Origin of the sequence: Janthinobacterium glycogeni (assembly GCF_051380725.1) — a bacterium.
In the GTDB taxonomy this organism is placed as follows: Bacteria; Pseudomonadota; Gammaproteobacteria; order Burkholderiales; family Burkholderiaceae_D; genus Janthinobacterium.
In genome coordinates this window covers 58,929-79,694 of the sequence record NZ_JBNYXP010000016.1, presented here as the reverse complement: position 1 = coordinate 79,694, position 20,766 = coordinate 58,929, and the positions used below count along the sequence as shown (strand labels likewise).

At 64.5% G+C, this 20,766-nt stretch carries 20 protein-coding genes and 2 tRNA genes; 11 read left to right on the top strand and 11 right to left on the bottom strand.

Annotated features, from left to right (window positions below):
* Positions 1-117: 117 nt before the first annotated feature.
* The 5 genes from ACQ4W4_RS25430 to ACQ4W4_RS25410 all read right to left on the bottom strand — a co-directional run bounded on the left by ACQ4W4_RS25430 (position 118) and on the right by ACQ4W4_RS25410 (position 3,784).
* Entirely contained in the window at positions 118-417 is a 300-nt protein-coding gene (locus ACQ4W4_RS25430) for a BrnA antitoxin family protein (protein WP_436544317.1), read from the bottom strand.
* Positions 377-649, bottom strand: a complete 273-nt coding sequence (locus ACQ4W4_RS25425) for a BrnT family toxin (RefSeq protein WP_436544316.1) — start codon at positions 647-649, stop codon at positions 377-379. The genes ACQ4W4_RS25430 and ACQ4W4_RS25425 overlap by 41 nt, the downstream gene beginning before the upstream one ends.
* 80 nt (positions 650-729) lie before the next feature.
* Positions 730-1,860: an acyltransferase family protein gene (locus ACQ4W4_RS25420; protein ID WP_436544315.1), complete on the bottom strand. Its 1,131-nt coding sequence runs from the start codon at positions 1,858-1,860 to the stop codon at positions 730-732.
* A 129-nt stretch (positions 1,861-1,989) separates the two neighbouring features.
* Positions 1,990-3,330: a hypothetical protein gene (locus tag ACQ4W4_RS25415; protein ID WP_436544314.1), complete on the bottom strand. Its 1,341-nt coding sequence runs from the start codon at positions 3,328-3,330 to the stop codon at positions 1,990-1,992.
* Positions 3,331-3,466: 136 nt separating this feature from the next.
* Positions 3,467-3,784 (bottom strand): ArsR/SmtB family transcription factor, encoded by a 318-nt coding sequence (locus ACQ4W4_RS25410; RefSeq protein ID WP_099410002.1) that lies wholly within the window; start codon positions 3,782-3,784, stop codon positions 3,467-3,469.
* A 106-nt stretch (positions 3,785-3,890) separates the two neighbouring features.
* On the opposite strand from ACQ4W4_RS25410, the gene ACQ4W4_RS25405 reads away from it, so the two are divergent.
* A complete protein-coding gene (locus ACQ4W4_RS25405; protein WP_436544313.1) occupies positions 3,891-4,979 on the top strand; it encodes an NADH:flavin oxidoreductase/NADH oxidase in 1,089 nt (362 codons plus the stop codon).
* Here the strand turns inward: ACQ4W4_RS25405 and ACQ4W4_RS25400 are convergent.
* Entirely contained in the window at positions 4,973-6,460 is a 1,488-nt protein-coding gene (locus tag ACQ4W4_RS25400) for an MDR family MFS transporter (protein ID WP_436544312.1), read from the bottom strand. The two genes, ACQ4W4_RS25405 and ACQ4W4_RS25400, sit on opposite strands and share 7 nt — an antisense overlap.
* A complete protein-coding gene (locus ACQ4W4_RS25395; protein ID WP_436544311.1) occupies positions 6,457-6,915 on the bottom strand; it encodes a MarR family winged helix-turn-helix transcriptional regulator in 459 nt (152 codons plus the stop codon). Before ACQ4W4_RS25395 ends, ACQ4W4_RS25400 begins: the two co-directional genes overlap by 4 nt.
* A 119-nt stretch (positions 6,916-7,034) precedes the next feature.
* On the opposite strand from ACQ4W4_RS25395, the gene ACQ4W4_RS25390 reads away from it, so the two are divergent.
* A tRNA-Lys gene (locus ACQ4W4_RS25390) sits at positions 7,035-7,110 on the top strand.
* A gap of 72 nt (positions 7,111-7,182) precedes the next feature.
* A tRNA-Lys gene (locus tag ACQ4W4_RS25385) sits at positions 7,183-7,258 on the top strand.
* A gap of 55 nt (positions 7,259-7,313) precedes the next feature.
* Here the strand turns inward: ACQ4W4_RS25385 and ACQ4W4_RS25380 are convergent.
* Positions 7,314-8,081, bottom strand: coding sequence for an AraC family transcriptional regulator (locus ACQ4W4_RS25380; RefSeq protein ID WP_436544310.1), 768 nt, complete (start codon positions 8,079-8,081; stop codon positions 7,314-7,316).
* A gap of 66 nt (positions 8,082-8,147) precedes the next feature.
* Between ACQ4W4_RS25380 and ACQ4W4_RS25375 the strand changes: the two genes are divergently transcribed.
* Positions 8,148-8,405: a hypothetical protein gene (locus ACQ4W4_RS25375; RefSeq protein ID WP_436544309.1), complete on the top strand. Its 258-nt coding sequence runs from the start codon at positions 8,148-8,150 to the stop codon at positions 8,403-8,405.
* Between the two features lie 67 nt (positions 8,406-8,472).
* Positions 8,473-9,078, top strand: coding sequence for an IMPACT family protein (locus tag ACQ4W4_RS25370; protein ID WP_436544308.1), 606 nt, complete (start codon positions 8,473-8,475; stop codon positions 9,076-9,078).
* A gap of 3 nt (positions 9,079-9,081) precedes the next feature.
* Here the strand turns inward: ACQ4W4_RS25370 and ACQ4W4_RS25365 are convergent, their stop codons facing one another.
* Together ACQ4W4_RS25365 and ACQ4W4_RS25360 are read right to left on the bottom strand one after the other, a co-directional pair.
* Entirely contained in the window at positions 9,082-9,471 is a 390-nt protein-coding gene (locus ACQ4W4_RS25365) for a hypothetical protein (RefSeq protein ID WP_436544307.1), read from the bottom strand.
* 13 nt (positions 9,472-9,484) lie between these two features.
* Positions 9,485-9,862: a nuclear transport factor 2 family protein gene (locus ACQ4W4_RS25360; RefSeq protein ID WP_436544306.1), complete on the bottom strand. Its 378-nt coding sequence runs from the start codon at positions 9,860-9,862 to the stop codon at positions 9,485-9,487.
* Positions 9,863-10,119: 257 nt separating this feature from the next.
* Here ACQ4W4_RS25360 and ACQ4W4_RS25355 point away from each other — a divergent pair, with 257 nt between their 5' ends.
* From ACQ4W4_RS25355 to ACQ4W4_RS25330, 6 genes are all read left to right on the top strand, one after another.
* On the top strand, positions 10,120-11,520 hold the full coding sequence (locus ACQ4W4_RS25355) for an L-cystine transporter (RefSeq protein ID WP_436544305.1): 1,401 nt from the start codon (positions 10,120-10,122) through the stop codon (positions 11,518-11,520).
* Between the two features lie 80 nt (positions 11,521-11,600).
* Positions 11,601-12,365, top strand: a complete 765-nt coding sequence (locus ACQ4W4_RS25350; RefSeq protein WP_436544304.1) for a histidine phosphatase family protein — start codon at positions 11,601-11,603, stop codon at positions 12,363-12,365.
* A 17-nt stretch (positions 12,366-12,382) separates the two neighbouring features.
* A complete protein-coding gene (locus ACQ4W4_RS25345; RefSeq protein WP_436544303.1) occupies positions 12,383-13,261 on the top strand; it encodes an NAD(P)H-hydrate dehydratase in 879 nt (292 codons plus the stop codon).
* 112 nt (positions 13,262-13,373) lie between these two features.
* Positions 13,374-15,878, top strand: coding sequence for a TonB-dependent receptor plug domain-containing protein (locus ACQ4W4_RS25340; RefSeq protein ID WP_436544302.1), 2,505 nt, complete (start codon positions 13,374-13,376; stop codon positions 15,876-15,878).
* 158 nt (positions 15,879-16,036) lie between these two features.
* Positions 16,037-16,960: an SAM hydrolase/SAM-dependent halogenase family protein gene (locus ACQ4W4_RS25335; protein ID WP_436544301.1), complete on the top strand. Its 924-nt coding sequence runs from the start codon at positions 16,037-16,039 to the stop codon at positions 16,958-16,960.
* Positions 16,961-17,220: 260 nt separating this feature from the next.
* Entirely contained in the window at positions 17,221-17,568 is a 348-nt protein-coding gene (locus ACQ4W4_RS25330; RefSeq protein WP_436544300.1) for a hypothetical protein, read from the top strand.
* Positions 17,569-17,698: 130 nt separating this feature from the next.
* Here ACQ4W4_RS25330 and ACQ4W4_RS25325 read toward each other — a convergent pair whose 3' ends face one another.
* Positions 17,699-20,758, bottom strand: a complete 3,060-nt coding sequence (locus ACQ4W4_RS25325) for an efflux RND transporter permease subunit (protein ID WP_436544299.1) — start codon at positions 20,756-20,758, stop codon at positions 17,699-17,701.
* Positions 20,759-20,766 lie beyond the last annotated feature (8 nt).

The window sequence follows — 20,766 nt, the reverse complement described above, 5'->3', positions numbered from 1 at the left end:
CGTTAGCTCAGCTGGTAGAGCAGCGGACTTTTAATCCGTTGGTCGCAGGTTCGAATCCCGCACGGCCTACCAAATACTACAGAGAAGCCAACCGTTCGCGGTTGGCTTTTTTGTTTTCTAGGCTTGCCTGGATCGCAGCCACTCCTTCAGCGCCTCATTCATGCGCGTTTGCCACCCATCTCCGGTGGCCTTGAAGGCTTCGAGGATGTCGGCGTCGAAACGTATGGTCGTGCTGACCTTGCTGCCAGTGCCAGCCGGTCTGCCGCGGCGACGTGCCGCTTCCTGCTGTGCCTCGGAGCGGGAAACGGGCTTGCCGCCCACTTGCCAGACACCCTGCTCGAAAAAACCGTCCGTCAATTCAGGCGCATCGTCCGGATCAGCCCAGGCTTTGCTTGTATTTGTCGATTTCGCGTTCATTTGCCTTCCTCATGCTGATGATTCTGCGCGCCCGGCCACGCGGCGTCCAGACCAATACGACCAGGCGCTCGTCGAGCCAACCGGCAGTGATGAAGCGGGGCTCGCCATAGTCCTGGCGCTGGTCCGGCAGCGTAATGGCGAGGCCGTCAAACACTACACGCGCACGCGCAAAGTCGAGACCACGCTCCCTGAGCGTCTTTTCACGCTTGACAGCATCAAAAGTGATTCTCATTATTTATTGTAGTAACAAATAATAGAAACAGCCAGCCCTGTTTCGCGAACAAGGGCGCCATCACTGCTACATCACCACCCTTAACGCGACACCAACGCCGGCCTGCCGGCAAGATGCGCCAGCACACTACCCATCACCCGCCCCAACGGCACCTCCACCCAGCGGTAAAACGCGGCGCCGGCCGCCAGGCTGGCGCCCCAGGCCGTCAGCATGCCCAAGGCCTGCCACTCAGGCTCGAGCGGCACATAGGTAATAAACAAGGCATTCACCAGCAGGCTGACGGGAAAATGCACGAGAAACACGGCATACGAGATGCGGCCCAGGGCGTTGACGATGTTCCAGGCGCGGCCCTGCGACGGCGTGCGGGCGCGGCCGAACAGGAACAGGGCGCAGGCGACGATCAGGGCCAGGGCGATGCGGCTGCGGTAGTCGACGGCCAGGGCCAGCAGCACGGGCACGGCGGCCATGGCCATGAGCGCGGTCATGGAACGGGCTTTACGGGCCGGGTCGCTGGCCCACCAGGCCATGAGCCCCAGGCCATAGCTGCCAAAGAAATACGGCGCCCAATTGTCCCAGCCCGCATCGAGGTTGAAATACAACAGGGAAAAGGTGATGCCCACGGTGACGGCCAGCGGCATCAGCCAGTGTCCGCGCCGCTGGCCCGCCAGGCGGCCGCCCAGCCACAGCAGCAATACCGTCAGCAGGTACAGCTGGAAATCGATGGCCACGTACCAGGCGCCGGCCGACAGCGATTCATAGCCCAGTACGCCGTGCAGCAGCAAGGCATGGGCGCTCAGCTGGCCCAGGGTGACGGCGGCCGACATGGAATCGTGCATCATCCAGATGCCGGCCACAGGCGTGATGATGGCCGCGAGCAAGGTGGCGGCCAGGAAAGGCGGCGCCAGCTTGGCATAGCGGCGCCAGACGGCCTGCAAGGGGGTGGCGATGCCGGGACGGCCGGCGGGCGAGAGCGATTTGGCGACGAGGAAGCCGCCGATGACGAGGAACACTTGCACGGCGATGCGCGCGCTGCCGCCCAGCCAGTCCAGCAACTCGGGCCACAGGGGCTGCACGTAGTCCGACATGGGCCCGTAAAACGCCAGATGGTGCAACACGATCAACTGCGCCGCGCCCGCCTTCAAACCATTGATCCAGCCAAACTGCGGACGATGTGCCAGGTCCGCCTGTGATACCACTGCTGCTGCCGTCATTCCCTATCCTTGCCGTGCCAGGTAGTCTCGCCGGCCCATCGCGCAACAGGCGCGCGGCCGGGGATTTACCGAAAGGCCGACATCATAGCCGAGCCTGGCACTTCGGTGACGCGCGGCAGACGGCCGATATCAGTCCTTGCGCGAAAAATCGGCACGCAACAGGGTCTGGATCACGCTGCCGCCCTGCGCGTTCGCGCGCACCGCGACCACCATCGACGGCATGACGAACAGCACGCCGTCCTGCTCGTCCCAGGTATCGAGCAGCTGCTCCAGCTCGCGCCCCTGCGACTCCGGCCGCCCGATCTGCCGGGCCAGCTGGGCTTCGCACTTGCCGTCATTGCCGGTGCGGCGCGGACATGCATCGACGCGCACGAACGGCGTCTTGCTCTCGCGCAAGCGCGCGGACAATTGCGCCGCCACCGCCGCCGGTTCGCCATCCAGATACACGTGGTAAGACGGCACACCGCAGCATCCCCTGGACAACAACAGCAAGCCGGCCCCGGCGCCAAAAGCGGCCACGGGAGCGGACGGCACATAGGCAAACGGCGGCGCTTCGCCACCCCGCGAAAAAATCCTGTACAGCTCGGCGGCGTTCGCGCCGCGCCAGCCCGGCAGGCAAGCGGCATTGGCGGCGGCAAAACAGCTGCGGTAGCCGGTCTGATCGCTGATAAACAATTGCTCGACAGCATTACGCGCGCCGGCAGCGCCAGGAGCAATCCCCTCAGGGCGCACCTCCCAGCTGCCCGCGCCGTTTTTGTGCCATGCGAACGCCGTGCGCGACCAGGCCCACAGCCGCTCGTACGGGTTGAATTGATAGCGGGGTGCGTCCCCCAGGTAGATTCTCGGCAGCGGGATCGGATCGCGCCGCTTGCCATCCGCATCGACCACCAGCACGACGGACGGCGCATATTCGCTGTCGACAAACGCAAACGCTGCTCCATCGGGAGAGATGGCCGCCAGTACGACCGCCTGCAGGCGGTCGTCGCCTTCAGGCGGGCTGGGCAGCACGGTGGTTTTCAGGGGCAAGCCACGCAACAGGAAACCGGGTCGCTGCCCACCGGGAAAATAGCGCACGCCCGGGGACAAGGGGAAACCATGCGCGTACGTTTCGTTGCCCCGGTAGCCGTCTTTCGACGCCGCGATCTTCTCGACCACGGCCTTGCCCGCCTGCTCGTGGACCAGCGCCAGGACGCTGTCGTCCTCCGGCAGTTTGACGAAATACACGGGCTGGGCGAAATCGGTCCAGCGCTCGATGGCTTCGCTGGCCTTGACGACGATTTTGTCGTTATGGATCAGCCGCATGGAGTGGTTCTCGCTGGCCACCAGGAAGGGGCCGCTCTCGCGGTACGCGACCGACAGGGCGGCAAAGCGCCCGTAAGTGTCGGCCTTGGTCACCGTTTCGCCGCGCCGCAGCACGGCGGCATATTCGCCCGTGGCCGGCTCCGTGTAAGGACTGCAGCCAGTCAGCATGACAAAAGCGGTGGCGCAGCACCAGCGAGTCCGGGCAGGAATTCTCATGCGTGATCAACCTTTCAGCTTGAGACTGCACTCCAGCGCTGTAAATTCGGCAATCTTGCAGGCATTCTACGGCAGATTCAGGGCTGACTCAGGACTGATTCGCTTGCGGCTGTTGCGCGAGGATGGCGTCGAGCAAGCCGGGAAAACGGCTCTCGATATCGGCGCGGCGCAAGGTGTTCATGTGCGTCGTGCCCGCGTTTTCCGTGTAGACGAGGCCCGCTTCGCGCAAGACCTTGAAATGGTGGGAAACGGTCGATTTCGGCCGCCCGCCGTCGAGGTCGCCGCAGGCGGCCGCGTCCACGCGGGCCAGGTGGCGCACGATATCGAGGCGGATGGAATCGCTCAGGGCGTACAGCACGCGCTCGAGGACGAATTCGCTGGCGGGAGGATGTTTGTGTGGACGCATGTGCAGAATCATACAGCATGCGCTATACTAATTCCATTATTCGAATATTTACGAACTACCGAATCAGCATCTCCCTACTTTCCCACCAACAAACACAAAGGCCACCATGTCCGCCCTCTTCCAGCCCTACACCCTCAAAGACATCACCTTGCGCAACCGCATCGCCGTGCCGCCCATGTGCCAGTACATGGCCGTCGATGGCCAGGCCAACGACTGGCATCTGTCGCATTACGCGGGCATGGCCCGTGGCGGCGCCGGGCTGGTGATCGTCGAAGCGACGGCCGTGGCACCGGAAGGCCGCATCACGCCCGGCTGCACGGGCATCTGGAACGATGACCTGGCGCAAGCCTTCGTGCCGGTGGCAAAGGCCATCAAGGCGGCCGGCTCCGTGCCCGGCATCCAAATCGCCCACGCGGGCCGCAAGGCCAGCGCCAATCGCCCATGGGAAGGCGACGACCACATTCCTGAAGACGACGCGCGCGGCTGGCAAACCATCGCCCCGTCCGCCATCGCCTTTGGCGGCGGCCTGCCGAAGGTGCCGCGCGCCATGGACCTCGACGATATTGCCCGCGTGAAACAGAACTTCGTCGACGCGGCCATCCGCGCCCGCGAAGTGGGCTTCGAATGGCTGGAACTGCACTTCGCCCACGGCTATCTGGCGCAAAGCTTCTTTTCCGCCCATTCGAACCAGCGCGACGATATCTATGGCGGCAGCGTGGAAAACCGCAGCCGCTTCCTGCTGGAAACATTGAAAGCCGTGCGCGCAGTGTGGCCCGAGCACCTGCCGCTGACCATCCGCTTCGGCGTGCTGGAATTCGACGGCCGCGACGAGCAAACCCTGCTCGAATCAATAGCCCTCGTGCGCCAGTTCAAGGAGGCCGGCATGGACATGATCAGCGTCAGCATGGGCTTCACGATTCCCGACGTAGCGATTCCGTGGGGTCCGGCCTTCATGGGCCCGATCGCCGAGCGCGTCCGCCGCGAAGCGGGCGTGCCCGTCTCGTCGGCCTGGGGCTTCGGCACGCCGGCCATCGCCGAGCGCGTCGTCAAGGACGAGCAGCTGGACGTGGTGATGGTGGGCAAGGCGCACCTGGCCAATCCCCACTGGGCATACTTTGCCGCCAAGGAACTCGGCGTCGAGCGCGCCTCGTGGACCCTGCCGGCGCCGTACGCGCACTGGCTGGAACGCTACTGATCGTCCTTGAGCGTCGCCGGATGCCCTTCCAGGGGCAGTTCCGGCAGGAATAACAGGAAGACCAGTCCCACCAGCAGCAGCACGGCGCCGGCGCCAAACACGCTGGCGATCGCATGGCGGTAAACGTCCACCGTCTGCGTCGCCGCGTGCGCACCCAGCGCCGAGACGGCATCCACGCCATGGCTATGCAGCTGGTGCGCGAGGATGGCGCCGGACGCCGTCACGCCCAGCAAGCCGCCCAGCGAACGGAAAAAGGCCAGCATGGCCGTGCCCACGCCGCGGCGCGCCAGCGGCAAGGCATTTTGCACGGCGATCGTCATGTTCGGCATCACCAGGCCCAGTCCCGCGCCGAGCAGGAAGATGGCCGGTTCGATGATCGAGTAACCGCGCGACGTTTCCATGGCCCAGGCCAGCACGGCAAACGCCAGCAGCGCCGCCGCCAGCCCCGCCACCTGCACCATCTTGTACTTGCCCGAGCGCGACAGCACCCGGCCGTTGAACATCGACGACGCCACCAGCCCCACCATCATCGCCACCGTCATCACGCCCGATTCGGCGGGACTCGCGCCCATCACCAGCTGGAAGAACAGGGGGAAGAAAACGCTGGCGCCCATCAGGCCCATGAAGGTCACGGCCATCACCAGGCTGGCGATATTGAAGGTACGGTTTTCGAACAGGTCGGGCGGCAGCACGGGTTCATCCACGCGCCCTACGTGGAAGGCCAGCCAGATACCCAGCAGCAAGGCGACGCCGCCGCACGCCTTGATGGCGAACGAATCCCACGGCCACTCGGTGCCGCCCAGCGCCAGCACCAGCAGGGCCGCCGTGATGGCGCCCGTCAGCAAGGCCGAGCCAAGATAATCGATCTTGTGCGCATGCGTGCGCACCGGCTTGCGCATGGCGCGCGCGATGATGACAAAGGCGGCCGCGCCGATGGGCAGGTTGACCAGAAAAATCCAGTGCCACGACAAGGCATCCGTGATCACGCCGCCCAGCACGGGCCCCAGCACGCTGGTGACGGCAAACACGATGGGCACCATGCCTTGCCGCTTGCCCCGCTCGGCCGGCGGCACGATGTCGCCGATGATGATCTGCGCCAGCGGCATGAAGCCGCCCGCGCCCAGGCCCTGGATGGCGCGGAAGATGATCAGCTCCGTCATGTTCTGCGCCAGCCCGCACAGCACGGAACCGAGCAAGAAGGTCAGCAGCGCCGTGAAGATCATCGGGCGGCGGCCATACTGATCGGCCAGCTTGCCGTACAAGGGCATGGTGGCCGTCGAGGCCAGCACGTAGGCCGTGACCACCCACGACAGATGCGCCATGCCGCCCAGGTCGTCGACGATGCGCGGCAAGGCCGTGGCGACGATGCTCTGGTCCAGCGCGCCCAGGCCCAGCACGGCCATCAAACCCAGGTAGATGGCGCGCACTTCGCGCTCGGTGACGGGTTTGACAGCATCGGAAGCTTGTTCGTGGCCGCTCATGCCTGGCCTATCTCAAGCAAGGGTTGCATGGCGGCGGCCAGCGCATCGACCTGCTGCGGCGTCAGACGGGCGATGCGCCGCGCCAGCGCATCGCGGCGGCGCGCGCGCAGGGTCTCGAGGATGGCCAGGCCTTGCGCGGACACCTGCAGGCCCGAGCGACGGCGGTCCTGCGGATCGGGCGCGCTACGCTCGACCAGCCCCGCTTCTTCGAGCGACTTGACCTGGGCGCTGACGGTGGGCCCGCGCACATTCTGCAGCCGCGCCAGCGCGGCCACGCCGATGCTCGGCTGCTCGTGGATCAGGGCCAGCAGCATGTATTGCATCATCGATACACTGCCCTCCAGCTCGCCCCCTTCGCGCTGCATGGAGCGCAGCAGGCGCTTGAACGCCGTACGCAATTCATCAGACAGCGCCAGCGCGCGTTCGGGGATGGGAAGCTCTTCGGTAGTGGACATGGAAATATATAAGTAGGTAGGCTATCTACCTATATTAGCCCGCCCCCGAGCGCTGCGCAAGGTTTTTTCCATCCCCGCCCTTCCCAAAACCGCCGTTGGCCGTCATAATAGCCGCCCTTGGGTCGTTAGCTCAGCTGGTAGAGCAGCGGACTTTTAATCCGTTGGTCGCAGGTTCGAATCCCGCACGGCCTACCAAGATTCAGTCGTCAGCATGGCAAGCATGTTGATACGGCACAGCATGACCGCAGTTCAGTTGTAAAAGTTTTTGGGTCGTTAGCTCAGCTGGTAGAGCAGCGGACTTTTAATCCGTTGGTCGCAGGTTCGAATCCCGCACGGCCTACCAAATACTACAGAGAAGCCAACCGTTCGCGGTTGGCTTTTTTGTTTTGCGCGCCAACTTATTCTTCCCCATACCTGCCCGGCGTCACGCCCATCACGCGCTTGAACATGGCGATGAAGGCGCTGACGGTCTCGTAACCCAGGTCCAGCGCAATCGTCGTGACGGGCTGGCCACTAGCCAATAGTTCCAGGGTGCGCAGGATGCGGGCGCGCTGGCGCCAGGCGGACGGCGTAAAACCGGTCTCGATCGTGAAACGGCGCGCCAGGGTGCGCGGCGAGACGCCGGCCCAGGCGGCCAGCGCTTCCACGCCCCGTTCATCGGCCAGGTCGTCGAGCACGGCGCGCGCCACGCGCAGCAGGCGCGGGTCCGTGGGTAGCGGCAAACCGAACGGTTCGTGCGGCGCCGCGGCGATCTCGTCGAGGATCACGCCCGCCACCCGGGCCTGCCGCGCGTCCAGTGCACCATCGTCCCAGCTGCTGGCGCGGGCCACCGCTTCGCGCAGCAAGCCCGAGACGCGCATCACGCATGGCGCGGCGGGCAAGCCGCCGCAACTGGCCTCGTCCACATATACGCTCCAGCCCGCAAACGGGCCATGCGAACGCAGCGCATGGACGTGATGGGGCGGCACCCACACGCAGTGGCTGGCCGGCACCACCCACTGGCCGCTGTCGGCAGCCACGGAAAGCAAGCCCCGCATGGCGCCGAACAGCTGGCCGCTCGCATGGCAATGCGGCGGCGTTACCCGTTCCTGCACTTGGGAAATGCGCAAGGCGCGCAGCAATCGCTGCGGCCGCAAGATTGACGGATTTGACGTATCGAATGACATAAACAACGCAGGCAAGACAATCCGCTCATCATACAGTGGAGTCTTTCCAACCTTCAGGAGTTCACCATGCGTGCAGAAGACGTATTAGCGGATCAACAAAACCAGGGCCAGTTCAATGGCGTCACCGTGCGCAAGGGAACGGTGGGCGCTTTTCTCGCCAATGCCCGGCTGTGGCTGGACGACGCCAGCAGCATCGACGAAAAGACCATCGCCGAGCGCGACATTGTGGACGCCCTGCCCGCCCTGCACGCACTGGGACTGTTCGACATCGTGCAAGTGCGCAATGCTGCGCTGCGCAAACTGGTCTCGCCATCGGGCAAGTAGGCGGCCCCGGCTCGTCGCCGGCGCGCATTTCCTCTATCATGCTGCTTTGCCCGCCCTCGCACCCGCCATGCCGTTTACCATTGCCACCCCCGTCCACAGCGAACTGATCATCAAGAAAAGCCGTTTCATCGGTTGCGTGCAGCCGATGACGGACCGCGCCAGCGCGCAGCAGGTGGTCAATGACTTGAAAGCCCAGCATCCGGGCGCCTGCCATGTGTGCTGGGCGCTGCTGGCGGGCGGGCAGTCGGCGGCCGTCGACGATGGCGAACCGAGCGGCACAGCCGGGCGGCCCATGCTCGACGTGCTGCGCCACCAGGATCTGGAAGGCGTGCTGGCCACTGTCGTGCGCTACTTTGGCGGCATCAAGCTGGGCGCAGGCGGCCTGGTGCGCGCGTACACGGACAGCGTGGCGCAAGCGCTCTTGCAGGCGGAGAAGACGGCCATCGTGCGTCAACGGTCCCTGCGCTGCACGGTGCCGTATGCGATGGAAGGCATGCTGCGCCGCGAACTCGATGGCGCCGGTGCCACCCTGCTGAACGTGGAACATGGCGCAGACGTGCTGTTCGACTTCAGCCTGCCTGAAACGGCGGCCACCGCCCTGCTCGCCCGTCTGGAAGAAGCGGGGAATGGGCGGATAGCCTGGCTGAAGGAAGAAGCCGAAGAGGAAGAGTAAGCCTTACAAGTCACGCGGGCGCTTGAGCTGCAACAAGATGAAATGCGTCCACGCCAGCGCCGGCAGCACCAGCAACAGCAACATCAGTCCGGCCGGCATGTCCGGCACGAAGCGTACGAAGCAGGCGAGAAAACCGGCGATGGCCAGCCAGAAGCGCCAGTTGAAGGCATACGCCTTGCGCGCCACTGTCGCCAGGGCGATGCGCCAGAATTCCAGCAAGGCCCACAGGGCGCCCGTCAGCAGCAGCGCAGCCAGGGCATTGGCGCCTGGAGCGTCGGCCCAGGTGCGTACCAGGTTGTACAAGAGCACGGGATAGCCGGCCGTGATGGCCAGCGTGGCCGGGCCGGCGGCGATGACAGCTTCAAACAGCTGCCCTTTGGAACGATGATCCACTAAATCCTGCTCCTCAAGCCACGACGCCGGAATGGGCGGCGATCACTTGCAGCGCGCCGGCCGCGTCCTGCGCCCACACGCGCGTAAAACGGAAGTCGCCATGCGTTTCCACGTCGTGATACTTGCCCGTCAGCTGCATGCGCACGGAGACCACGGCCACGTTGCCGTTGATGCGCACATGGCGCTCGGACGCGCGCAAGTCCGTGATGGCCAGCAGGCGCTGCTCGTGCGCGGCCAGGTCCGCATGCTTGCTCAGCAGATGACCCAGGTGATTGGTAAACAGTAACTCGTCGGCCAGCAAGGCATTCAGCGCGGCCACGTCGGAGGCCATCATGGCAAGGCGCAAGCGCTCTTCCGCATCCAGCACTTGTACTTCCGTTAAAGCATTCATTTTTTTCCTTATTAAAATAACGCGCGCATAGTAGCAAACGGGAAAACCATGCTGGCACGAAATAGCCAATTTCACAATCATCCTGAAGGCTTATGCCTGTGGAGCATATTTATATAGCGTAATATTCGCAGCGGTACTGCGTCAAACACCCCCATAGTACTGTACAGTGCTTGCCCTTTCGCCCCAGGCTGGGGCAGCAATGACTTGTAGTAAAGTGCTCTCCGCAGTCTCGAATAAAACCAAGATAAGGCCCCTTCATGGCAATTAACATCATTCTGAACCTGCTCCTTGCGCTGATCGTCTTCGCCTTCATGTTCCACCAGCAGCGCAAGCACGCCACGTTCACCGTGCGCGTCTTCACGGGCCTGGGCCTGGGCGTGCTGCTCGGTGCGGCGGCGCAAGCGCTGTACGGCGCGGGCTCGCCCATCATCGCGGGCACCAATGAATACATCGACATCGTCGGCAGCGGCTACGTCAAACTGCTGCAAATGATCATCATGCCGCTGATCATGGTCTCCATCATTTCCGCCATTTTAAAGCTCAAGGACGCCAGTTCCCTGGGCAAGATCAGCGCGCTGACCATCGGCACCCTGCTCATTACCACCACCATCGCCGCCGCGCTGGGCATTTTGATGGCCAAGCTGTTCGGCCTGACGGCAGTCGGCCTGACCTCGAGCGCGGCCGAAGTGGCGCGCGGCGTGCAGCTGCAAGGTTCGCTGGAAACGGCGAAAGCCCTGTCCCTGCCGAAACTGCTGGTCAGCTTCGTGCCGACCAATCCCTTCCTCGACATGACGGGCGCGCGCAAGACGTCGACCATCGCCGTGGTCGTGTTCTCGATCTTCATCGGTATCTCGGCCACGGGCATTGCGGCGAAGAAACCGGAAATTTTCGCGTCCTTCGAGCACTTCATGAAAGTGGCGCACGCCATCGTCATGCGCATGGTCACGCTGGTGCTGCGCCTGACGCCGTACGGCGTGTTCGCGCTGATGTTTGAAGTGGTGGCGTCGTCGAGCTACACGGACATTTTAAAGTTGATCAACTTCGTCGTCGCCTCGTACAGCGCGCTGATCTTGATGTTCCTCGTGCACCTGGCCATCATCGCCGGCGTGGGCCTGAACCCGCTGCGCTTCGTGAAAAAAGTCTTCCCCGTGCTGGCCTTCGCGTTCACCTCGCGCACGAGCGCCGGTTCGATTCCGATGAGCGTGCAGACGCAAACCCAGCGCCTGGGCACGCCGGAAGGCATCGCCAACTTCGCCGCCTCGTTCGGCTCGACCATCGGCCAGAATGGCTGCGCCGGCATCTATCCGGCCATGCTGGCCGTCATGATCGCCCCCACCGTCGGCGTGGACCCGTTCACCGTCAGCTTCCTGCTGCCCTTGCTCGCCATCATCACCATCGGTTCCGTCGGCGTGGCCGGCGTGGGCGGCGGCGCCACGTTCGCCGCCCTGATCGTGCTGTCGGCGATGGACTTGCCCGTCGCGCTGGCCGGCTTGCTGATCTCCGTCGAACCGCTGATCGACATGGGCCGCACGGCCCTGAACGTGAGCGGCTCGATCACGGCCGGCACCGTCACCAGCCGGGTCATGGGCGAAACCGACCTGGCCGTCTACAACAGCGACGACGCGCCGGACCTGGATGAAGCGGAACACGCCGCTTAAGGCAGCCCGCAGCGGCGCGCCGCGCCTTGCCGCTTTCGTCTATATTGATTCGCAATCAATACGGAGGAAGGCGCAAGGCGATGGAACAGAAATGGCCGCAGCAAATCTGGATCGTGCGTCACGGCCAAAGTGCCGGCAACGTGGCGCGCGATGCCGCCGAAGCGGAAAAACAGCTGTTGATCGCCATCGCCGAGCGCGATGTCGATGTCCCCCTCTCCGAGCTTGGCGCGCGCCAGGCGCAGGCGCTCGGCGACTGGTTCGCCACCCTCCCCCCTGAACAACAACCGAGCGTCGTGCTGTACTCGCCCTACGTACGTGCCCAGCAGACGGCGCAAGCCGTGCTGGCGCGCATCGATGCGGACAGCTTGGGCGCCGTGGTGGCCGACGAACGCCTGCGCGAAAAGGAATTCGGCATCCTCGACCGCCTGACCGTGCACGGCATCGCCAGCAAGTACCCGGAATTGCACGAACAGCGCCAGCACGTGGGCAAGTTTTACTTCCGCCCGCCGGGCGGCGAAAGCTGGTGCGACGTCATCCTGCGCCTGCGCAGCGTGCTCGACACCATCACCCGCGAATACCGGGGCGAACGGGTGCTGATCGTCGGCCACCAGGTCATCGTCAACTGCTTCCGCTACCTGCTGGAACGCTGCGACGAGCACGCCATCCTGGCCATCGACAAGGCGGCCGACGTGCCCAACTGCGGCATCACCTCGTACGCCTTCAACCCCGCCCTGGGCAGGCACGGCAAGCTGCAGCTAGACCTGTGCAACTTTGTCGCGCCGCTGGAAGCGGCCGGCACACCCGTCACGGCACAGCCCGACATGCCGGCTGCGCCGAAATCCTGATACTTCGGAGCTCATCCATGGACGCCATCGACATCACGCCCGCCTTGCTGCGCTCCTGGCCCCTGCCCATGCCCCAGCCCGATGGCGACAAGGAAGTGCGCGGCCATCTGCTGATCGTCGCCGGCTCCGAGGAAATGCCGGGCGCCATTGTGCTGGCGGCCACGGCCGCCATGCGCGCGGGTGCCGGCAAGCTGACCCTGGCGACGGGCGCGTCGGTGGCGGCGCAAGTGGCCGTCGTCATGCCCGAGGCGCGGGTCATCGGCCTCGATGAAACGGCGCAGGGCGGCTTCCGCCACGAGGCGCAACACCAGCTGGCGCCGCTGGCCGGCAAGGTCGATGCCATGCTTGTCGGACCAGGCATGTGCGATACGGCCGCCAGCTGCGAGCTGATGCGCCATCTGCTGCCCCTGTTTGCCGGCACCCGCTTGATCCTCGACGCCTGCGCCATGCAGGTCGTGCGCCAGCCCGCGCACTTCCGTTTTACGCAGCCGGTGCTGCTGACGCCGCACGCGGGCGAGCTGGCTCAGCTGATGGGCCTGTCGAAGGACGCCGTGCTGGCCGACCCGCATGCCTGCGCCGTGGACGCGGCGCGGCGCTGGAATGCCATCGTCGCCCTGAAAGGCGCGCTGACCGTCCTCGCCATGCCCGACGGCAGCAGCTGGACGCATGCAGGCGGCAATATCGGCCTGGCCATTTCCGGTTCCGGCGACACCCTGGCCGGCCTCATCACGGGCCTGGCCGCGCGCGGCGCACCGTTGGAGCAGGCATGCGCCTGGGGCATCGCCCTGCATGCGCTGGCGGGCGAACAGCTGGCCCTGCGCTTCGGCATCCTTGGTTACCTGGCGCGCGAAATTCCGGCCGAGATCCCCGCCCTGCTGCGCAATCTGGCGGCATAAAAACAACAGCATAAGCATATCCAGAAAGAATCGTTAGCGCGCACCGCCACCTCCCTTAAGCTCATTGCAACTGTTTCCGTACTAACACTAATCGAGCCCAAAGGACACCGCCTTGTATCCGCGCCATTCATACGCCACGCCTTCCCTTCCCGCCACGCCGCTGCGCGCCATCGTGCTGGCCTGCGCCATGCTGGGCGCCGCGCCCGCCTGGGCTCAGGCTGATGACACCGCCACCGGCGCCGCAACGCCAGCCAGCGCCAGCATCGACCAGGTCACCGTCGTCGGTTCGCGCGCGCGCAACCGCACGGTGTTCGACAGCAGCGTGCCCATCGACCGCTTCGGCGCGCGGGAAGTGAGCAATGCGCTGGCCTCGGGCGACGTGGGCGCGGCCCTGCAAAACCTGTCGCCGTCGATCAACTTCCCGCGCATCGAATCGAGCGGCGCGTCCGATTCCGTGCGCGGCATCCAGTTGCGGGGCCTGGCGCCCGACCAGGTGCTGGTGCTGATCAACGGCAAGCGCCGCCACACGAGCGCCGTGCTCGACACGGAAAGCAGCTTTGCCGGCACCGTGCCGGTCGACATCAACGCCATTCCGCCGAACGCCATCGACCATATCGAAATCCTGCGCGACGGCGCCGGCGCCCAGTACGGCAGCGACGCCGTGGCGGGCGTCATCAACATCGTGCTGAAAAAGGCGCGCACAGGCGGCGCCGCCTCCGTCAGCTACGGTGCCAACCACACGCATTTCGACCCGACGGATCAAACCCTGACGGATGGCCAGACCGTCATCGTCAACGCCGACTACGGCGTGCCGCTGGGCGAGGCGGGATTCTTCCGCTTCGGCGCGGAAACGCGGCGCCGTTCGCCCACGGAACGGGCCGGCCCCAGCGACGCGGGCTGGACTTCCTCCAACTTCACGCCGGCAGACCAGGCGCTCGACGGCAAGGTGGTGTTCAAGTCGGGCGACTCGCGCCAGCGCAACAACTATCTGTTCTACAACACCCAGCTCACCCTGGCCAACGGACTCGACCTGTACTCGTTTGCCACCCTCAACGAACGCACATCGGACGGCAGCGCCTACTTCCGCTATCCGGGCGACCCGTCGAACGTGCCGGCGCTGTATCCGAACGGCTACCGCCCCGTCACCAACGGCGACAAGCGCGACCTCAGCATCGTTGCCGGCGTGCGCGGCAGCGCGGGCGAGTGGAACTGGGACGCCAGCGCGCGCCACGGCAGCGACCGCTTTGACTATGGCGTAAGCCACTCCGTCAACGCCTCGCTGGGCGCGGCCAGCCCCACGCGTTTCAATCTGGCCGGTTTCGACTTCCGCCAGAACGCCCTGAATATCGATGCCACGCGCAGCATCGACATCGGCTTGCCCGCCCCCTTGAGCGTGGCCGTGGGCGCCGAATGGATGCGCGAAACCTACACCAGCTCGGCCGGCGATCCTGCCTCGTATGCGGCCAGCAGTTTTACCGATGCGCCACCGGGCGCGCAGGCCGGACCGGGCTTGCGTCCATCGGACGCCTACGACGGCAGCCGGCAAATCCGCTCCGTGTATGCGGACGTGGAAAGCGACCTCACGCCGCGCCTGCTGGTGGGCGCCGCCGCCCGCTATTCCCGCTACAGCGACTTCGGCAGCGCCAGCACAGGCAAGCTGTCGACGCGCTATAAAGTGACGGACGACTTCCTCGTGCGCGGCTCGCTGTCGAACAGCTTCCGCGCACCGGCCCTCGTGCAGACGGGTTTCCGCTTCGCCACCTTGAACTTCAACGCCGATGGCACGGCCCTGCAAACGGCGGCCTTGCTGCCGGCCAGCGACCCGCTCGCGCGCAGCTTCGGCGCGCAACAGCTGAAACCGGAAAAATCGACGAACGTCTCGCTGGGCCTGGCCTGGAAACCGGCGGCCGCCACCAGCGTGACGGTGGACGCCTACGTGATCCGCATCCGCGACCGCATCACGCGTTCGAGCGACTTGCAAAGCGACGCCGTCACCGCCTACCTGGCCGCAAATGGCCGCGGCGACATCCAGTCCGTGGCCTACCTGGCCAATTTGCTCGACACGCGTACCAAAGGCCTGGACGTGGTGCTGAACCACGACCTGGCCTTCACGTCAGGCAAGCTGAACCTGAACGCAGCCCTCAACCTGAACAAGACCAGTCTCGACAAGGTGCGCCAGAGCTCCACCGCGCTGGGCGCCATCGACCCGAGTCTGCCCCTGCTGACGGAGACGAGTTTGTTCCGCATCAAACATGCGTCTCCCGCCAGCAAAGTGATCCTCGGCGCCGACTGGCAGGCGGCCGGCTGGGGCGTGCAGGCGCGCGCCACGCGCTTTGGCGAGCTGAAAGACTTTTCGTACGACAGCGATGCGCCCCTGATCGACGGCACTCCCGCGCAGCGTTTCGGCGCCGTGTGGTCGCTGGACCTGGAAGGCCAGTTAAAGCTGAGCAAGCAGCTGACGGTGAGCGTGGGCGGTAACAACATCCTCGACCGCTATCCGCAGCGCGTGCGGGAAACGAACAACGCCACGTATGGCGGCGCCCTGCCCTACAATTTCATTAACCCCATCGGCGTGAACGGCGCGTACTTCTACGCCAAGCTGAGCTACACATTTTAAACGTCAACAAAACCTACTGCGCGTCGTGATTTGCGGCCTGCGATGCTCACCGTACTAAAGTACGGTTGCGCTTCTTAGCCACAACTCACTACCGCTCGCTACGGTTTTGTTATGCGTTTCCAAGCACTGTTATTTGTACTAAAAGCAAAGGATAAAACATGATTATCAAACGAATCTCCAGCATCGTCGCCGGTGCCTGCCTGAGCGCCCTCCTGTTATCGAGCGCCCAGGCTGCCGCGCCGCTGGTGCTGATGACGGACTTCGGCACGGCCGACGGCGCCGTGTCCGCCATGCATGGCGTCGCCTATGGCGTCGATCCCCGGCTCACCATTTCGGACCTGACGCACCAGATTCCCGACTACGACATCTGGCTGGGGGCCTACCGTTTGTACCAGACGGCCAATTACTGGCCGCAAGGCACGGTGTTTGTTTCCGTCATCGACCCGGGCGTGGGCACGGCGCGCAAGTCGGTGGTGCTGAAAACCAAGGGTGGTCGTTACTTCGTGGGTCCGGACAACGGCCTGTTCACGCTGATCGCCGAGCGCGACGGCGTGGCCGAACTGCGTGAAATCGATGAAAAGGTCAACCGCCTGGCGGGTTCCGCCGAGTCCTACACTTTCCATGGCCGCGACGTGTACGCGTACGTGGGCGCCCGCCTGGCCTCGGGCGCCATCACCTACGAACAGGTGGGCCCGTCATTGCCCAGCGAATCCGTGGTGAAGATCGCGTATCAAAAACCTGTGCGCGACGGCAATACCATTCGCGGCATCGTGCCCGTGCTCGATGTGAAATATGGCAATGTCTGGACGAATATCCCGAAATCGCTGCTCGACGAATTGCAGGTAAAACTGCATGACCCGCTGCAAGTGCGCATCCTGCACAAGGGCAAGCAAGTGGCCAAGGTCACGGCGCCCTTCGAACACACGTTCGGCGGCGTCGCCAAGGGCAAGCCCCTGGTCTACCTGAACAGCCTGCTCGACGTGGCCGTGGCCATCAGCCAGGGTGACTTTGCCTCCCAACATCATGTCGAGTCAGGCGTGGATTGGGAAGTGGAAGTGAGCAAGGCCCCTGCCGCCCAATAAACCCTTCGCCCGCGGCCGGGACGTCCTGTCCTGGCCCTTTCTTTCTCGTTCACGTGGCGCGTTTGCGCCATATCAAAACGGATCGCCGATCCTGCTGCCGATGGCCACTGATTTGTAAATCCGGTGAACCTGCGCGCACCCGCCCACTCTAATTTTTTGCAAGCGATGCCAGCCTTGCTGCGGTGGCCTGCCGGCACTGTGGCAGACCGCCTGGCAGGTAGGATCACCCACGACAGCGTTCGAACGAGAAAGGAACAATCATGACGGCCCCACTCCCTAGCACCAGCAAACTTGTCCTCGGCACCGCCATCGTCTGCGCGCTGCTGGGCGGCTGCAACAAGCATAACGAAACCACCACCGCTCCAGCCACACCGGCCACGCCAGCTACGCCCGCCACCACGCCCGGCACGGGCGGCAGCGGCACCTCGGGCACCAGCGGCACCACCACGCCGGACACCACCGCGCCCGCCACCCCATCCGTTGCACCGGGCACGACCACCAATCCCGACGGCACGAGCACGCCGCCAACCACCCCGCCTGGCAATGGCACCACGCCCGGGACCGGCACAGGGGCGGGTACCACCACACCACCGCCACGCAGCAGCTAAAGGCTGCGCCCGCTCCGCTGCGGCGACCGGCCCCGCAACCCGGCAACGAGCACAGGATTCAGCAACAAAGAGCCTTCCAACGAAGGCTCTTTGTGTTGCACGGCACAGCAATTCTTCCCGCTGCAGCGCATCAATGGGCTGGCGCCGCCTTCACCGTTCCCCGTGCGCTCAGCGCCTGGTGGTCCGCCGCCAGGAACAGATACATGGCAGGCACCACGAACAGGGTAAACAAGGTGCCGATGGACAGGCCCGTGAAAATCACCAGCCCCATCGCGTGACGCCCGGCCGCGCCCGCGCCCGAGGCGATCACCAGCGGCAGCACGCCAAACACCATGGCGGCCGTCGTCATCAGGATGGGGCGCAGGCGCACGGCGGCCGCCTCCTCGACGGCCTCGCGCTTGCTCTTGCCTGTCTTTTGCAGCTGATTGGCCACTTCCACGATCAGGATGCCGTGCTTGCTGATCAGTCCCATCAGGGTCACCAGGCCCACTTCCGTGTAAATGTTGATCGATGCAAAGCCCAGGAAGATGAACATGGTGGCGCCAAAGAGGGCCAGCGGCACGGAAACGAGGATCACGACGGGGTCGCGAAAACTCTCGAACTGCGCCGCCAGCGCCAGGAAAACGATCACCACGGCAAACAGCATGGTGACGATGAAGCCGCCCGATTCCTGCACGAACTGGCGCGACTGCCCCGCATAATCGGCCGTGTAGCCGCTGGGCGCCACCTGGGCCAGCGTGTCGCGCATGAAGGCCAGCACCTCGCCCTGCGAGGCGCCGGACACGCCGGAAAGTGTCACGGAATTGAGTTGCTGGAAGCGGTTGATCGACTCGGGCACGACGTCGTACTGGATATGCGCGACGGTACTGGCCGGTATCATCGTGCCGCTGGGTGTCTTGATGTGAAAATCCAGTACTGCCGACGGGTTCAGGCGATCCACCTGCAGTACCTGCGGGATCACTTTATAAGAGCGCCCGGCGATGGAAAAGTAATTGACATAGCCGCCGCCCAGGGCCGCGCCCAGCGCCTGCCCCACATCCTGCTGCGTCATGCCGAGCGCGGCGACACTGTCGCGGTCGATCACGACGGTCGCTTGCGGCTTGTCGATTTTCAAGTCCGTATCGATGAAATAGAACTTGCCCGATGAACGCGCCTTCTCCAGCACCTGCTGCGCAATGGTGTCGAGATTTTCAAACGGCTCCGTGGTGGCGATGACGAACTGCACGGGCAAGCCCGAGGAACCGGGCAAGGCGGGAAACTGGAAGGCGGCCACGCGGGCGCCGGCAATGCGGTTCCAGCCCGCCTGCAAGTCCTGCTGCACTTCCTTGGCGCTGCGCGTGCGCTCGTTCCACGGCGTCATCAGCATGCCGCCAAAACCCGAGTTGACCGTCGGCACGCCCGTGATCTGGAACATCTGGCTGTATTCGGGCATGGCCTTGGCCACCTGGTAGATCTGCTCGGCGTACACCTGCATCTGGTCCGACGTGGCCGTCGGGTCGCCCACCACCTGCGACAGCACGACGCCCTGGTCTTCCTCGGGCGCCAGCTCGGACTGTGACATCTTGAACATCAGCCCCAGCACCACCATCAATAGCGCCGCCATGACGATGAGCACCACCCAGGTGTCGAGCAGCGCGTGCAGCAGGCGCTGGTACGTGTCGTGCACCTTGCCGAAAACGCGGTCGATCGCTTGCACGAAGCGGCCGCTATCCTGTTCCGGACGGAAAAAACGCGAACACATCATCGGCGACAGGGTCAGGGCCACGATGCCCGACACGGCCACGGCACCGGCCAGGGTAAAGGCGAATTCCGTGAACAGCGCGCCCGTCAGGCCACCCTGGAAACCGATGGGCACGTACACGGCGATAAGCACCACCGTCATGGCCAGAATCGGGCTGCCCAGTTCGCGCGCCGCCAGCAGACTCGCTTCCAGCGGCGGCTGGCCCTGCTTCATGTGGCGGTCCACGTTTTCCACCACGATGATGGCGTCGTCGACCACCAGGCCGATGGCCAGCACGATGGCGAGCAAGGTCAGCAAATTGATGGAATAGCCGAGCGCCAGCATGGCCGTAAACGTGCCGATCAGGGACAGCGGCATGGCGATCACGGGCACGATCACGGCCCGCAGGCTGCCCAGGAACAGATAGATGACGATGGTGACGATCAGCAGCGCCTCGACCAGGGTCTTGATGACTTCCCGGATCGAGGTATTGATGAAAAAGGTCGAGTCATACACGATTTCCCCCGTCAGCCCGGCCGGCAGCTGGGACTGGATATCGGGAAAGCTGGCGCGCACGCGCTTGGCCACGTCGAGGATATTGGCTTCCGGCGCCACCTTGATACCGATGAAGACGGAACGCACGCCGCTGAAGGCCACATTGAAATCATAGTTTTCCGAACCCAGCACGACAGTGGCCAGGTCTTCCAGACGCACGATGGAGTCGCCGCTGCCCTTGACGACGAGCTGACGGAATTCCTCGACGGAATGCAGATCCGTGCCCGCCGTCAGGGGAACGGTCACCATCTGGCCCTTGCTGGACCCCAGCGCGGCCAGGTAATTGTTATTGCCCAGGGCGGTGCTGACCTCGGCCGCCGTCACGCCGAACGCGGCCATCTTGTCCGCGTCGAGCCAGGCGCGCAGGGCGAACAGGCGCGCGCCCAGCAGTTCCGCCGTCTGCACGCCGCTGATGGAATCGAGCTTGGGCTTGACCACGCGGCTCAGGTAATCCGTCACATTATTCGTCGGCAAGGTCTTGCTGTAAAAGCCCAGGTACATGGCGTCCGTCGTCTGCCCCATCGCCACCGTCAGCACGGGCGTCTGCGCCTGGGCGGGCAACTGGTTCTTCACGGAACTGACCTGGGTATTGATCTCCGTCAAAGCCCGGTTCGCATCGTAATTGAGGCGCAGGGTGGCCGTGATGGTCGACACGCCGCTGCTGCTGGACGAAGACAGGTAATCGATACCCTGCGCCTGGGCGATGGCCGATTCCAGCGGCTGCGTGATAAAACCGGCCACCGTCTGCGCGTCGGCGCCGTAATAGGTGGTCGAGATCGTCACGACGGCGTTCTGCGTCTTCGGATACTGGTTGACGGGCAAGCTGAACAGGGAACGCAAGCCCAGCACCACCAGCAGCAGGCTGACCACCATCGCCAGCACGGGCCGGCGGATAAAGAGATCGGTGAAGTGCATGGCGGCGC